The following is a 13,593-nucleotide window of genomic DNA, read 5'->3' as shown; positions in this document are numbered from 1 at the left end:
GTTGGCCGGCTGCGGGCAGGTGTGGATCTTCACCGATCGGCATCGCGCCGCGGTCGGGGCCGAGGTGCCGGAGGGGGTGCGGCGGCGGGCGGAGGGCGGAACCGGGACGAATCCGTGATCCGTGCAACGGGGCCGGGATACTGACAGCGGGGGGTGGGGGCGGCACAATCGGGCACGTCCGCGCGCATTACCGCCCGGTAGGTGCCGCAGGCGCAGCCCCCAGTGCCGCCAGGTCGAGGAGGACCCGTGTTCAGCACGATGCAGGACGTACCGCTCACCGTCGCCCGAATCCTGGAGCACGGGTCGACGATCCACGGCCGCTCGACCGTGACCACCTGGGACGGCACCGGGCCGGTCGTCCGGACCTATGCCGAGGTCGGCGCGCGGGCCGCGCAGCTCGCGTGCGCGCTGCGCGACGAGCTGGGGGTGACCGCGGACGACCGGGTGGCCACCTTGATGTGGAACAACACCGAGCACCTGGAGGCGTACCTCGCCGTCCCCGCGATGGGGTCCGTGCTGCACACGCTGAACCTGCGGCTGCCCTCCCAGCAGCTGTCGTTCATCGTCAACCACGCCGCTGACCGCGTGATCATCGTCAACGGCTCCGTCCTGCCGCTGCTCGCCGCCGTCCTCCCGGACCTCGCGCCGACCCTCAAGCACATCGTGGTGAGCGGCCCCGGCGACCGCTCGGTGCTGGCCGGCTTCGCGGGCGCGGTGCACGACTACGAGGAGCTGATCGCCGGCCGGCCCACCGAGTACCCGTGGCAGCACGACATCGACGAGCGGCGGGCCGCCGTGCTCTGCTACACCTCCGGCACCACCGGGGACCCGAAGGGCGTGCTCTACAGCCACCGCTCGGTCTACCTGCACTGCCTCCAGGTGAACACCGGCGACAACTTCGCCTTCACCCCGCGCGACACCGCGCTGCCGGTGGTGCCGATGTTCCACGTCCAGGCCTGGGGCATCCCGCACGCGGCCTTCATGTCCGGCGCCAACCTGCTCATGCCGGATCGTTTCCTCCAGCCCAAGCCGATGGCCGAGATGATCGCCGCCGTCCGCCCGACCGTCAGCGCCGCCGTGCCCACCATCTGGGCCGGCCTGCTGGACGAACTCGACGCGGGCGACTACGACACCTCCAGCCTGCGCATGGTGGTCATCGGCGGCAGCGCCTGTCCGCCGTCGCTGATGAAGGCCTACGAGGAGCGCCACGGCATCCGGGTGCTGCACGCCTGGGGCATGACCGAGACCTCCCCGCTCGGCTCCTTCGCCCAGCCGCCGGGCGGCCTCACCCCCGAGCAGGAGTGGCCGTACCGGGTCACCCAGGGCGTCTTCCCGGCCTCCGTCGAGGCCCGGCTGATCGGCCCGGGCGGCGAGCGGATGCCGCACGACGGCGTCTCGGCGGGCGAGTTGGAGGTGCGCGGCCCGTGGATCGCCGGGGCGTACTACGGCGGCGCCGGCCAGGACCCGGTCCGCCCGGACGACAAGTTCTCCGAGGACGGCTGGCTGCGCACCGGCGACGTCGGCACGATCACCGCGGACGGCTACCTGACCCTCACCGACCGGGCCAAGGACGTCATCAAGTCCGGCGGCGAGTGGATCTCCTCGGTCGAGCTGGAGAACGCCCTGATGGCCCACCCCGACGTGGCCGAGGCCGCCGTGGTCGCCGTCCCGGACGAGAAGTGGGGCGAGCGCCCGCTGGCGACCGTGGTGCTGCGCCCGGGCGCGACCGTCGGCCTGAAGGCGCTGCGGGCCTTCCTGGGCGAGCGGATCGCCTCCTGGCAGCTGCCGGAGCGCTGGGCGATCGTGGAGTCGGTGCCGAAGACCTCGGTCGGCAAGTTCGACAAGAAGGTGATCCGGGCCGGCTACGCGGCGCAGGAGCTGGACGTCACGGTGCTCGGCAAGGAGTGACCGGCCGAAAGGGCCGGAGTGCCGGAGTGCCGGAGATCCCGAGAGCCCGAGAGCCGCAGAGCCGGCCCACGACGGAGTCAGCCCGCGGCGGCGACGCCCGCCTCGCCCATCGCACCGATCCGCCCGAGCAGGTCGACGATCCGGGACTGGACGTCCTCGCTGGTCGAGCGCTCGGCGAGGAAGAGCACGGTCTCGCCGGTGCGCAGCCGGGGCAGTTCGCGCGGGTCGAGGTCCACGGAGGTGTAGACCACCAGCGGGGTGCGGTGCAGCCGGTCGTTGGCGCGCAGCCAGTCCAGCAGACCGACCCGGCGGCGGCGGATCTGCAGCAGGTCCATCACCACCAGGTTGGGCTGCACGCTGCTGGCCCGGGCCACCGCGTCGTTCTCGTCCACCGCGTGCTCGACGTGCATGCCGCGCCGCTCCAGGCTGCTGATCATGGCGGCGGCGATGTCCGGGTCGCCCTCGACCAGCAGCACCCGCGGGGCGTGGTGCTCACCGTCGCGCGGTGCGAGGGCGCGCAGCAGGACGGCCGGGTCGGCCCCGTACGCCGCGTCCCGGGTGGCCTGGCCGAGACCGGCGGTGACCAGCACCGGGACCCGGCGGTTGAGCGCCGCGGTGCGCAGCGACTGGAGTGCGGTGCGGGTGATCGGGCCGGTCAGCGGGTCGACGAAGAGGGCGGCGGGGAAGCCGGGGACCTGGGCGTCCACCTCCTCGCGGGAGCGGACGATCACCGGCAGGTAGCCGCGCGCCTGGAGGGCCTGCTTGGTGGCCGGGTCGGGCTCGGGCCAGACCAGCAGCCGGCGGGTGTTGGCCAGCTCGCCGGTCGGGGCAGACGGCTGCTCGTCGGCGGGCCGCTCGTCGGCGGGCGGGAGCTCGGCCATCGGACGCGGTCCGGTCCGGTGGGCCTCGGCCGGTACGGGCGGCTGCGGCGCGGTGGCGGGCACCGGCGCGGGGCCGAGCTGGCGCGGCGGGGCGAGCTCGCCCAGGCCGGTGCCGACCGGGCGGGGGCCGGACGGCTCCTCGGCGGCGGGCAGGGCGGCGCGGGCGGGCGCCAGCGCGGTGCCGGGGGAGGGCAGCGCCTGGCCGACCTGGCCGACGTGCTCGACCTGGCCGACCGGACCGGCCGGAGCGGAGGCGTTCACCAGGGCGTCCGGGTCCGGTCCCGGCGGGACGGCCAGCCGGCGGCGGCGTCCGGTCGGCGCGGTGGCGCCCGGTTCGGGCGGCGCGGGCGCGGGACCGGCCGGCAGGGCGTGCTCCAGGCCGGGGTAGACCGGGGCGTCGGCCGCTCCGGGCAGGGCGAAGCCGCCGGAGGACTCCTCGGCCGAGGGCAGCGCGCGGCGGCGCCGGTGCTTGGTCTCGCCCGGGGCCTGCTCCTGAGCGGCCTCGGTGGTCGGGGAGGTCGGGGTGCCGTCCGGCGGGGTGCCGTCCGGGGCGGTGGGCGCGGGGGCCGGGCCGAGCGCGAGCGGCTCGCGCCCGCCGGGGCGGTTCGGCGGCGTCCGGTGGCCCTCGACGGGCACGGCGTAGGCGGGGCCGGAGCGGCCGTCGTCCTTGCCCCACGGGTCGCTCTGGGCTCCGTCCGGTCCGGGCAGGCCCTGGCGGCCGTACGCGGGGTCGTTGCCGGTGCCGTTCCACTGCTCGGGGACGGCCCGCTCGACCCGGGCGGGGGCGTTCGGCCACTGGTCGGCCGGAATGTCGGGGGCATCGGGGGCGCCGGGAGTGCCTGGGGCGCCGGGGGTGTCGGACTCCGGAGCCTCGGCGGCCGGTCGGCCTCGGCGGCCGCGCCGTTCGGCGGGGGGCTCCTCGGCGGGTGCCCGCTCCGCGGCGGGGGCTTCGGGGGCCTCGGCGCCGGGCTGTTCGGCGGTCGCCGCGGGCTCGGTGCTCTCACCGCTGCTGGGCAGCTGCGGGATGCCCGGAAGCTCGGGCAGGACGGCGCTGTCGCTCTCCTTGGGCCGGTCGGAGCGGCCTTCGGCGGCGGCGCGCTCGGCGGCGGCCTTCGCGGCGACCGGGTCCAGCGGCAGCTCGACGACGTACGTGGTGCCGGCCTTGCCGGGCAGCTCGTGCGGCTGGAGCACGCCGCCGTGGCGCTCGACCACCGCGCGGGCTATCGGCAGGTGGACGGGGCTGCCGCCGACGCCGGGGCCGCGGATCTCGACCCGGGCGACCTCGCCGCGCTGGGCGGCGGCCAGCACGACGGTCGGCAGGTCGGGTGCGGGCGGCAGCGCGGGGGTGGCGGCGCCGTTCAGCCCGGGCACGGCCAGACCGGGGGAGGGGGCGTCGGGGGGGTCCAGGGCCAGTCCGATGCCGCTGACGTCGGCGACCAGGTGGGCCAGTGCCTGGGCGAGCCGCCGCTCGTCGGCGATCACCTCGACCGCGGCGGCGTGCACCGAGAACCGCACCCGGCCGGGGCCGACCAGCTCGCCGGCCACGTCGACGGCCCGGCGGACCACCTTGTCCAGGCCGACCGGCACCCGGGGCGCGGGCTTCCGCCCGTCCTTGGCGTCCTTGCCGGCCTTGGGCTCCTTGCCGTCCTTGCTGTCCTTGCCGTCCTTGGCCTCGCTGCCGGCGCTCTCGCCGGCCTCGCAGCGCTGGTGGTCGAGCACCCCGTCGATCAGCTTCCCGAACCGGCGGCACTCGGCGGCCAGCCGGCGCAGCGTCCAGTTGGCCTCCGGCCAGAGCTGGCCGGCCGGGTCGGCGGCGAGCGCGTCGAGCCGCTGGTTCAGCGCGTTCAGCGCGCCGCCCAGCTCGCTCTCCAGGACGGCGGTGAGGTGCTCGTTGCGGGCGACCAGGGCGAGTTCGCGGCTGCGGTCGGTGAAGGTCATCACCGCGCCGACCAGCTGGTCGCCGTCCCGGACCGGGGCGGTGGTGAGGTCGACGGTGACCGGCCGGCCGTCCTTGCGCCACAGCACGGTGCCGCGCACCCGGTGCTTGCGGCCGGAGGTCAGGGTGTCCAGCAGCGCCGACTCCTCCAGCGCCAGCGGGGTGCCGTCGGCCCGGGAGTGCTGGATCAGCGGGTGCAGTTCGCGCCCGCCCAGCTCGCTCGCCCGGTACTCCAGGATGTGCGCGGCGGCCGGGTTGACCAGCACGCAGCGGCCTTCGAGGTCCACGCCGAGCACGCCCTCGGCGGCGGCGCGCAGGATCATCTCGGTCTGCTTGTGCTGGCGGCGCAGCTCGGCCTCGACGCCGAGCCGGCCGGAGAGGTCGCGGACCAGCAGCAGGAGCAGGTCGGAGGAGGACGGCGAGTTCTCGCGGTACGAGTCGTACGGGGAGCGCGCGTAGCCGCGGCCGTCGCCGTCGTCGGCGAAGTCGTTGCCGGAGACCTCGACCGGGAAGGTGGTGCCGTCGGTGCGGTGGGCGGTCATCCGGACCGGGCGGTCGAGGGCCTCGTCGTCGCGGGTGGCGGGGCGCATCGAGCCGGGGATGCGGCTGGGGTCGAACTCGGGCAGCAGGCCCAGCACGCCCATGCCGACCAGTGAGGTGCCCGGCGCCTGCAACGCCTGGACCGCCGCGCTGTTGGCGTCCACGACGGTGCCGTTGCTGTTCACCAGCAGCAACGCGTCGGGCAGGGCGTCGAGTATGGCGGCGAGGCGAGCAGCGCCTCGGATCGGCCTGCTGCTCACGTCGACAGGTCTCCTCGGCTCGGGGCAGCTCCTCCGGAGACGGCAGTATCTCATTCTTCTTTGCGGCGGGGTCGACCCGCCTAGTAACGTTGGCGGTGGTTGGTGCCGAGCCCCACGGTTGTGGCATCATCACTGACACACGGAACGGGTCCGCTCGCGCGGATGCGATCCATGTGGGGAGGCTTCGCCTAGTCCGGTCTATGGCGCCGCACTGCTAATGCGGTTTCGGGGTTATTCCTGATCGAGGGTTCAAATCCCTCAGCCTCCGCCAGTCGGGAGCCCCCGTCGACGATCTCGTCGACGGGGGCTCTTCGCGTTTCCGGGCGCAGTGCGGGTGCGGGTGCGGCCCGGAGCGGGCCCCGAGCGTGGCCACGGCGGGGCCGGAAGGGGTCGGCGGGGGCCCGGATCAACCGATTTCGTCCTACGCCGCAGGTCATGTAATGTTGTCCCCGCAACGCCCCGGAGACAACGTTCACCAGGGCGAGCGCTCATAGCTCAACGGATAGAGCACTTGACTACGGATCAAGAGGTTGCAGGTTCGAATCCTGCTGAGCGCACCAACCTTCGCAAGATCGGGTTCGCCCGTTCCTTGCGCTCATAGCTCAACGGATAGAGCACTTGACTACGGATCAAGAGGTTGCAGGTTCGAATCCTGCTGAGCGCACCATCGAGAAGCCCCCGGCCACCGGCCGGGGGCTTCTTTCGTTCCCCGGCGTGCCGGGCCACTGATTCGAACAGAGCCCTGCGGTGGATGGTTCCGTCCTGGCGGCCGGTGTCCCCCGGATGGGTCCGGAGTTCCCGTTCTTGCGTCCGTTCGAGTGGTGCCGATTGCCGCCTAATGGATGAAATGCAGCTGTTTCGGGTACATCCCGTCCTGCCGCCCGAATGACCGCCGATCGGGTGGGACACGGCCAAAAGCACAGGTGTCGCCGTATGCCCGGCCCTGGGTCGTGATTCCTTTTTGTCGGATCTTGTGCAGCCCGCCTGCCCGCCTGCCCGCCAGCCCGGCAGCCCGGCAGCCCACCGCGAAGGAGAGCCGGATGAGCCGACAGTTTTCCCTTACGGCTGCCGCCCTGGCCGTCCTCGCGACCGGGCTGCTGACCACGTGGAACGCCCCGCTCTCGGTGGCCCGCCAGTCCCCCGACACCTGGTCCGCCGAGCACCGGGCGGTGCTGCCCTCCGGACTTTCGGTCCGGTTCGATCTCGATGCCGCCCCGGGCACCGGCGTCACCGCCGCACCGGGCGAATTGGCGGACCGCTCCGCCGCCGGTCTCCCCGCCGCCCGCTATGCCGACGGAATGCGGCCGGGAGATCCCGCGCAGACCTTCGACCTCGCCCCCGACCGTCCGCAGGCGGACGGCTCCTGGCGCACCGTGGGAACGCTCCGGCTGGATTTCTCCCGCCCGGTCCGCAATCCCCGGCTGCACCTCAGCGGCCTGGCCGCGCTCGCCACCGGGAATTCCGGCAGCACCAGCACGGCAACCCGGCTGACCGTGACCGGAGGCTCGCCGGCCGCCCCCGCCCTGGTCGACCGCACGGACTGGCCCGGCTGGACGGTCGAGGGCAACGTCCTCGCCCCCGCGAGCCCGGACGGGGCGTCCGACGGCGATCCCGGTTCGGCGGCCGAGGGCTCGCTGGAGCTGGCCGGCACGGTCCGCACCGCGGTGTTCCGGGTCGAGCAGCGCTCCGTCGCCCGGGCCGGCAGCACCACCGCCCCGCCCGTCCTGCACCAGGCCTACACCGTCACCGTCGACGAGGACCTCGGCACCGCCCCGCAGGACTACGGCAACGCCTCGCACGTGGTCACCGACCTCTTCCTGGGCGCCGACGCGGCCGGTCCGGCGCGCACCGCCGGCAGCCGTTCCGCCGGGGCCCCCGGCAGCGGGCCGCTGGTCCGGCCCGACCACGGGGCGGCCCCGCGCAGCCCGTTCGACGGCCCCCGGGCCGGGCTCCAGCCCGGCCGCGGCGAGTACCAGGGCGCCGACCCGGCGATCGCCTTCCCCGCCGAGGCCGCGATCGGCCACTACTACCGGCTCACCGTCCCGGTCGCGGTCGGCGACCAGCCCGCGACCCTGGCCGGCTGGATCGACTTCGACCGCACCGGCCGGTTCGACCCCGCCGAGCGGGTGCAGACCGAGGTCCCGCCGGGCGCCGACACCGCCACCCTGGAGTGGACCGTCCCGGCCGGTGCGGCCTCCGGCGGGACCTGGGCCCGGCTGCGGATCGGCCGCGACGCCGGCCAGCTCGTCTCCTCCGGTGGGTTCGCCGACTCCGGACAGGTCAGCGACCAGCGGATCGAGTTGACCGTCGGCGCCGCCCGGCCGGAGATCGCCGAGCCGGTCGAGGGGGCCGTGCTCGCCGACGCCCGCCCGCGGATCAGCGGCGGGGGCGCGGTGTCCGGTGCCACGGTGGAGGTCGTCGAGGGCGACACCGCGCTCTGCAAGGCCAAGGTCCTGCGCGGCGGCGACTGGTCCTGCCGCCCCGACACCGGGCTGGCGCCGGGTCCGCACGCCCTCACCCCGGTGGAGACCACCACCGGCGGTGTGGTGCTGCGCGGCGAGCCGGTCGGGGTCAGCGTGAAGAGCGTGCCGCCGGGCGCCCCCACGCTCACCGTCCCCGCCTACACCAACGACCCGGGGCTCCGGCTCACCGGCACCGGCGAGGCGGGCAGCACCGTCTCGGTGGTCGAACGGGGCTCGGACGACGACCTGTGCATCACGGGGGTGCCGGCGGACGGCCGGTGGTCCTGCCTGCCGGTCGAGAACCTGACGGACGGGAAGCACCTGCTCACCCCGGTCGCGGTCGACGCGGCGGGGAACCGGACGGCCGGGCCGCCGGTGGAGCTGGTCGTCGACACCGGTCTGCCGCAGCGGCCGGTGCTCACCTCCCCGGCCCCGGGGGAGACCGTGCGGGTCAGCCGGCCGAAGCTGGCCGGCCGGGCGGAGCCGGGAGGGAACGTGCTGGTCACGGTGCGGCCCGGGGCGGCCTCGGAGACGGAACGGCGGATGGTGCTCTGCGGGGCCACGGCGGCGTTCGACGGGAGCTGGAGCTGCACGGCCAACCGGGACCTGACGGACGGGGACCAGTGGCTGCTCGTCACGGCGACCGACCGGGCGGGCAACGAGGTCTCGGCGGAGCCGGTGCCGGTACGGGTCGCCGCTGCGGGCGCGGTGCCCGATCCGGCGGCGTCGAGCCCGGCGGTGTCGGCTTCGGTGTCGCCGAGCCCGACGGCACAGAGCCCGACGGCACAGAGCCCGACGGCACAGAGTTCGACGGCAGTCGGTCCGACGGCTTCGGCCCCGGCCGCGGAGGTGTCGAGCCCGGTGGCCGGGAGCCCGACCCGGTCGGCCTCGGCCCGGCCCAGCCCGACGACGGCAGCGACGACGGTGACGGCGTCCGGTCCGGCGGCGAGTCCTGTGGCACCCGGGTCGGCGTCGCCGAGCCCGGTGGCGTCCGGTGCGTCGGCGGTGCCGTCGAACCTCGGCGGGTCGGGCCCGAGCGCTCAGGGCTCGGCGGTGGCCTCGCCGAGTCCGTCGGTCGCGGCGGTGCCTTCGGAGGTGCCCGCGGCGCTGCCGATCGTGGTTCCGTCGGTGGGAGCCCGGCCGGTGACGGCAAGTCCGGTGGTGGCGTCGTCGGTGGCACCGAAGTCGCGTCCGAGCGCTTCGGCCCCGGCGGCGGCCACCGTGACCACCGCGTCCGTCGCGTCCACCGGGCTCGTCGCCCCGATCCCCTCGACCACCGCGACCGTTCCTCCGGCTCCGGCTCCGGCTCCGGCCGACGGTGTCGGCGCCTTGCCGGCCGCTGTCGCCGCGGTGCAGTCCGCGCCCTCGCCGGCCGGAACCGCCGGGACCGCCGGGACCGCCGGAACGGCCGCCGGAACCGCCGGAGCTGCCGACTCGGCCGGGGCCGTCGCCGAACCCGCCGAACCCGCCGAGTCCATCCGATCTGCGGCCCGGCCGTTGGCGGCTCCTCCGGCGGAGGCGTCGCAGGGCGCGTCCGGCAAGCCCGGGGAGGCCGGCCGGCGCGGTGGGCTCGCCGGAATCCTGCTGGTGCTCACCGGTCTGGGGCTGATCACCCGTCGGGTGTTCGCCCGCAGGGCCGGTGCTCCTCGGCGCTGATCGGCGCCGAACTGTCCCGACCATCCACTCATGTGCCTGCGCGTCAGGTCGGCTTTGGATGATTCGTCAGTAAATGTCGACACACCTCGGTTCAAATGTCGCATTTGATGACGTATGAACTTAGCCTGACCCTGGCACTGCCCGTCAGATCCGGGCCGCCCGTTGCGCGACACACCGACCCAGAGGATCCGTGCATGGACGTCACCCGCGATTCTTCGCAACGACCCGACAATCTGCCCAAGGTGCTTCCGCCGGCAGTGCCGGAACGTTCCGCCTCCGGCTCCAGCCCGCTGGCCAGAACCACGGCCATCAGGACCGTCACGTCGGACGGCCCGGCCGACAGCGGGCCGGCGACCACCCCGCTGGCCGTCGTCCCGAGCCCCGCGCAGGCCGGCCCGGCGGACCGGCGCGACCCGCTGGAGACGGCCGCCCCCGAGACCGTCGAGCTGCTGGACGTCACGGCGGCCGGAGCCGCGACCGCCACCACCTCCCGGCGCCCGCCGCGCGCCGACCAGGCGCTGCGCGAGCACCGCGCCGCCGCGCTGCCCGGCTGGATCGCCCTGCTGGCCGTGCTGATCGGCGTGGCCGGTGTGCTGTTCGTACTGCTGCGCACCGGCGTCATCCCGTACTGGGAAGCGCTGCCCGACCTGCGCGGCACCGCCGCACGGGAGAGCGGCCGGGTGGAGGTGGACGCGCAGTGGATCGCCGCGGCGGCCGCGGCCGGCCTGCTGGTGGTGCTCGCGCTCGCCGGACTGCTGGCCAACGCGGGCGGCGAGACCCGGGTGCTGACCCGCTGGGGCCGCTACCGGGGCACCGTCCGCCGGGCCGGTCTGGTCTGGGTCAACCCGCTGCTGCGCCGTCGTCGGGTGGACGTGCGGCTGCGGCACTGGCGCAGCGAGCCGGTCAAGGTGGTGGACCGCACCGGCACGCCGATCGTGGTCCGGCTGCTGATCGTCTGGCGGGTCAAGGACACCGCGCGGGCGCTGCTGGCGATCGAGGACCACGAGAGCTACCTGCGCGAGCAGGTCCAGGCGGTGCTCACCCGCACCGCGTCCACCCTGCCCTGCGACAGCAACGCGGCCCCCGGTCCCGCGCTGCGCGACGGGCAGTGGTTCGCCGACGAGATGACCAGAGCTCTGGCGGCCGAGGCCGCCCCGGCCGGCCTGGAGGTCTACTCGGTGCAGCCGCTGGCCCTGGAGTACGCGCCCGAGGTGGCCGAGTCGATGCGCCGGCGCCGGCTGGCCGACCTGGACGCGGGCCTGCGCACGGTACTGGTGGACGACGCGGTGGAGGCGGCGGCGCTCGCCGTCCGCCGTCTGGAGCGGGCGACCGCACACGAACTGGACGAGGCCGCCCGCAGCGCGCTGATGGAACAGCTGCTGGTCGCCTTCGTCGCCCCGGCCGGAGTGGCCGCCTCGGTACCGTCCCCGGCCGCCCGCGCCGGGCGGAAGGAAGGACGACCCGCATGAGGATAGCCACCGGCGCTTACGCCGAACCCGCCGTCACCATCGGCTCAGGCGGCCCCGACGGTGATCCCGGTCTGATCGGCTTCGAGGAGCGACTCGGCAGCATCCCCGCGATCGCGGGCTGCGGCTGCCCGAACTGCGTCGTCCGGCCGCGCACCGCCCGCTCCGCGGCGGCCGCCGGCGGCAGCCGAATACACCGGGCCGTGCGGAGCACCTGCCTGGCCACCACCGTGCTGGCGGGCGCCGGCGTCGTCGGCCTGACGGCCGGCGCCGGATCCGCGCACGCCGCGGCCGGGAAGCAGGGCTGGGACGGGTCGAAGTACTGGTTCAAGAACGGCTCCGGCGAGTGGCGTTGGACCAGCCACTACGACGTCTACGCGAGCCGCACCGGGCAGTCCGCCGGCTCGGCCGGCGCTTCCGCCCGGGCCGGCGCCACCGCCCAGGCCGCCTCCAACGGTTCGGCCTCCTCCAGCGGGATGCGCCAGGGCTGGGACGGGTCGAAGTACTGGTTCAAGAGCGGCTCCGGCGAGTGGCGTTGGACCAGCCACTACGACGTCTACGCGAGCCGCACCGGGCAGTCCGGCGGCTCGGCCCAGGCACCCGCGCAGCCCGCGGTCCCCGCGAGCCGTCCGTCGGCCAAGTCCTCGCCGGCCCCCGGAAGCATGGAGGCGGCCATCGACTACGCGCTCGCCCAACTGGGCAAGCCGTACGTCTGGGGCGGCAACGGCCCGTCCGGCTACGACTGTTCGGGGCTGGTCCAGCAGGCCTACCGGCGCGCGGGGATCAGCCTGCCGCGGGTGGCCGACGACCAGTACGCGGCGACCACGCCGATCAGCGCCGGGCAACTGCGCCGCGGCGACCTGGTGTTCTGGTCCGACAGCGGCCGGGCCTCGGGGATCCACCACGTGGGGATCTACCTGGGCGGCGGCACCTTCGTGGAGGCACCCCGGCCCGGGACGACCGTCCGGATCTCGACCCTCGGCCCGGGCTACTACCCGACCCACTTCGGCCGGCCGTAGCCGCGGAACCCGGTCCGGGCCCCGACAGTGCGCCGCTGTCGGGGCCCGGACCACGTCCAGGGCGGCTGCGGGGCGGAGCAGCCGTGGCGCCGGGCGGGCTCAGGCGGAGGCGGCGTCCAGCAGGGCGGTCTGCTCCGGGGCGAGCTCCAGGGTGGCGCCGGCCAGCAGCGGCGGGAGCTGCTCGACGGTGCGGGCGCTGGCGATCGGGGCGGCGACCGTCGGACGGGCGGCGAGCCAGGCCAGGGCGACGGAGGCGAGCTCCACCTCCAGCTCCGCGGCGACGGAGTCCAGCGCCTCCAGCACCTTGGGGCCGCGCGGCTCGGCCAGGTAGCGGGCGGCGCCCTCGGCGCGGGCGCTGTCCACGCCGTCGACCCCGGGACGGTACTTGCCGGTCAGGAAACCGGAGGCCAGCGCGTAGTACGGGACGGTGGCCAGACCGTGCTCGGCGACCACGTCGGCCAGCGGGCCCTCGAAAGTGCCGCGCGAGACCAGGTTGTAGTGCGGCTGGACGGCGACGTACTTCGCCAGGCCCTCGCGCTCGGCGAAGGCCAGCGACTCGGTGAGCCGCTCGGCGGAGATGTTGGAGGCGGCGACCGCCCGGACCTTGCCCTCGCGGACCAGCTCGTCCAGCGCGGTGACGAACTCCTCGACCGGGGTGTCGTCGTCCCGGTGGGTGTAGTAGAGGTCGATCCGCTCGACCCCCAGGCGGCGCAGCGAGTCCTCGGCCGCGGCCTTGACGTTGGCGGCGCCGAGGCCGCTGCGCTCGGCGTGCATGCCGACCTTGGTGGCGATCACGATGTCCTCGCGGTTGCCGCGGCTGCGCAGCCAGTTGCCGAGGACGGTCTCGGACTCGCCGCCGGTGTTGCCCGGGGCCCAGGCGGAGTAGACGTCGGCGGTGTCGACGAAGTTGCCGCCGGCTGCCGCGTAGGCGTCCAGTACGGCGAAGGACTGCTGTTCGTCGGCCGTCCACCCGAAGACGTTGCCGCCGAGGGAGAGCGGGAAGACGGACAGGTCGGAGGTGCCGAGGCGGACCCGGCTGTGGTTTCCGGTCATGGGAGAAGTCAACCGGATTGCGCGGCTGGGCATTCCGTGAACCGCGCGGTCTTCACGGAGCCGTCGTACCGCTGTCGCACGTGGGGGTGGTGTGTTCCGCGCGACGGGGGTCCGGGGTGTGCCCGAGGTGGGCGGATTCGTTAGAGTCCGTGCCATGGCTGACAACGACTACGACCCCGCCGGCAGCACCCAGATGTTCCGGGCGTTCGTCGACGAGAGCCCGGCGCCCCAGGCCCCGGGCAACGTTTCCACCTACGGCAGCAGCAAGAGCGGCAGCCGCACCGGCGTGATCGCGCTGATCGCCGTCGTCGTGCTGGTCGCCCTGGGCGGCGTGATCTGGCTGGCGGTCAAGTGACCCTCGCGCGGGTGACCCACGTCCGGGTCACCCGCCCGACGGGAGCCGAGTTCCTCA

Annotated in this window: 7 protein-coding genes and 3 tRNA genes; 8 read left to right on the top strand and 2 right to left on the bottom strand. The window is 74.9% G+C overall.

Going from position 1 to position 13,593, the window contains the following annotated elements:
* Nucleotides 1-246: 246 nt before the first annotated feature.
* On the top strand, nt 247-1,908 hold the full coding sequence (locus tag ACFWJ4_RS25980) for a long-chain fatty acid--CoA ligase (protein WP_380547501.1): 1,662 nt from the start codon (nt 247-249) through the stop codon (nt 1,906-1,908).
* A gap of 77 nt (nt 1,909-1,985) precedes the next feature.
* On the opposite strand, the gene ACFWJ4_RS25975 is transcribed toward ACFWJ4_RS25980, so the two are convergent.
* Complete coding sequence (locus ACFWJ4_RS25975; RefSeq protein ID WP_380547498.1) at nt 1,986-5,525, bottom strand: PAS domain-containing protein; 3,540 nt, start codon at nt 5,523-5,525, stop codon at nt 1,986-1,988.
* A 177-nt stretch (nt 5,526-5,702) separates the two neighbouring features.
* Between ACFWJ4_RS25975 and ACFWJ4_RS25970 the strand changes: the two genes are divergently transcribed.
* The 6 genes from ACFWJ4_RS25970 to ACFWJ4_RS25945 all read left to right on the top strand — a co-directional run bounded on the left by ACFWJ4_RS25970 (nt 5,703) and on the right by ACFWJ4_RS25945 (nt 12,128).
* Nucleotides 5,703-5,796: transfer RNA gene (locus tag ACFWJ4_RS25970), tRNA-Ser, on the top strand.
* A 213-nt stretch (nt 5,797-6,009) separates the two neighbouring features.
* Nucleotides 6,010-6,085 (top strand) — tRNA-Arg (locus ACFWJ4_RS25965).
* Nucleotides 6,086-6,116: 31 nt separating this feature from the next.
* Nucleotides 6,117-6,192, top strand: a tRNA-Arg gene (locus ACFWJ4_RS25960).
* Nucleotides 6,193-6,565: 373 nt separating this feature from the next.
* Nucleotides 6,566-9,643: an Ig-like domain-containing protein gene (locus tag ACFWJ4_RS25955; RefSeq protein WP_380547495.1), complete on the top strand. Its 3,078-nt coding sequence runs from the start codon at nt 6,566-6,568 to the stop codon at nt 9,641-9,643.
* Between the two features lie 257 nt (nt 9,644-9,900).
* Nucleotides 9,901-11,112 (top strand): SPFH domain-containing protein, encoded by a 1,212-nt coding sequence (locus ACFWJ4_RS25950; protein WP_380547492.1) that lies wholly within the window; start codon nt 9,901-9,903, stop codon nt 11,110-11,112.
* Complete coding sequence (locus tag ACFWJ4_RS25945; protein ID WP_380547489.1) at nt 11,109-12,128, top strand: C40 family peptidase; 1,020 nt, start codon at nt 11,109-11,111, stop codon at nt 12,126-12,128. Before ACFWJ4_RS25950 ends, ACFWJ4_RS25945 begins: the two co-directional genes overlap by 4 nt.
* Before the next feature lie 99 nt (nt 12,129-12,227).
* On the opposite strand, the gene ACFWJ4_RS25940 is transcribed toward ACFWJ4_RS25945, so the two are convergent.
* A complete protein-coding gene (locus ACFWJ4_RS25940; RefSeq protein ID WP_380547486.1) occupies nt 12,228-13,181 on the bottom strand; it encodes an aldo/keto reductase in 954 nt (317 codons plus the stop codon).
* Between the two features lie 154 nt (nt 13,182-13,335).
* Here ACFWJ4_RS25940 and ACFWJ4_RS25935 point away from each other — a divergent pair, with 154 nt between their 5' ends.
* On the top strand, nt 13,336-13,536 hold the full coding sequence (locus ACFWJ4_RS25935; protein ID WP_359913925.1) for a hypothetical protein: 201 nt from the start codon (nt 13,336-13,338) through the stop codon (nt 13,534-13,536).
* Nucleotides 13,537-13,593 lie beyond the last annotated feature (57 nt).

This window comes from Kitasatospora sp. NPDC127067 (genome assembly GCF_042724755.1).
Classification (GTDB): Bacteria; Actinomycetota; Actinomycetes; order Streptomycetales; family Streptomycetaceae; genus Kitasatospora; species Kitasatospora lactacystinica.
Note: the sequence above shows the minus strand (reverse complement) of the source record. Positions and strands in the feature narration are given on the sequence as shown.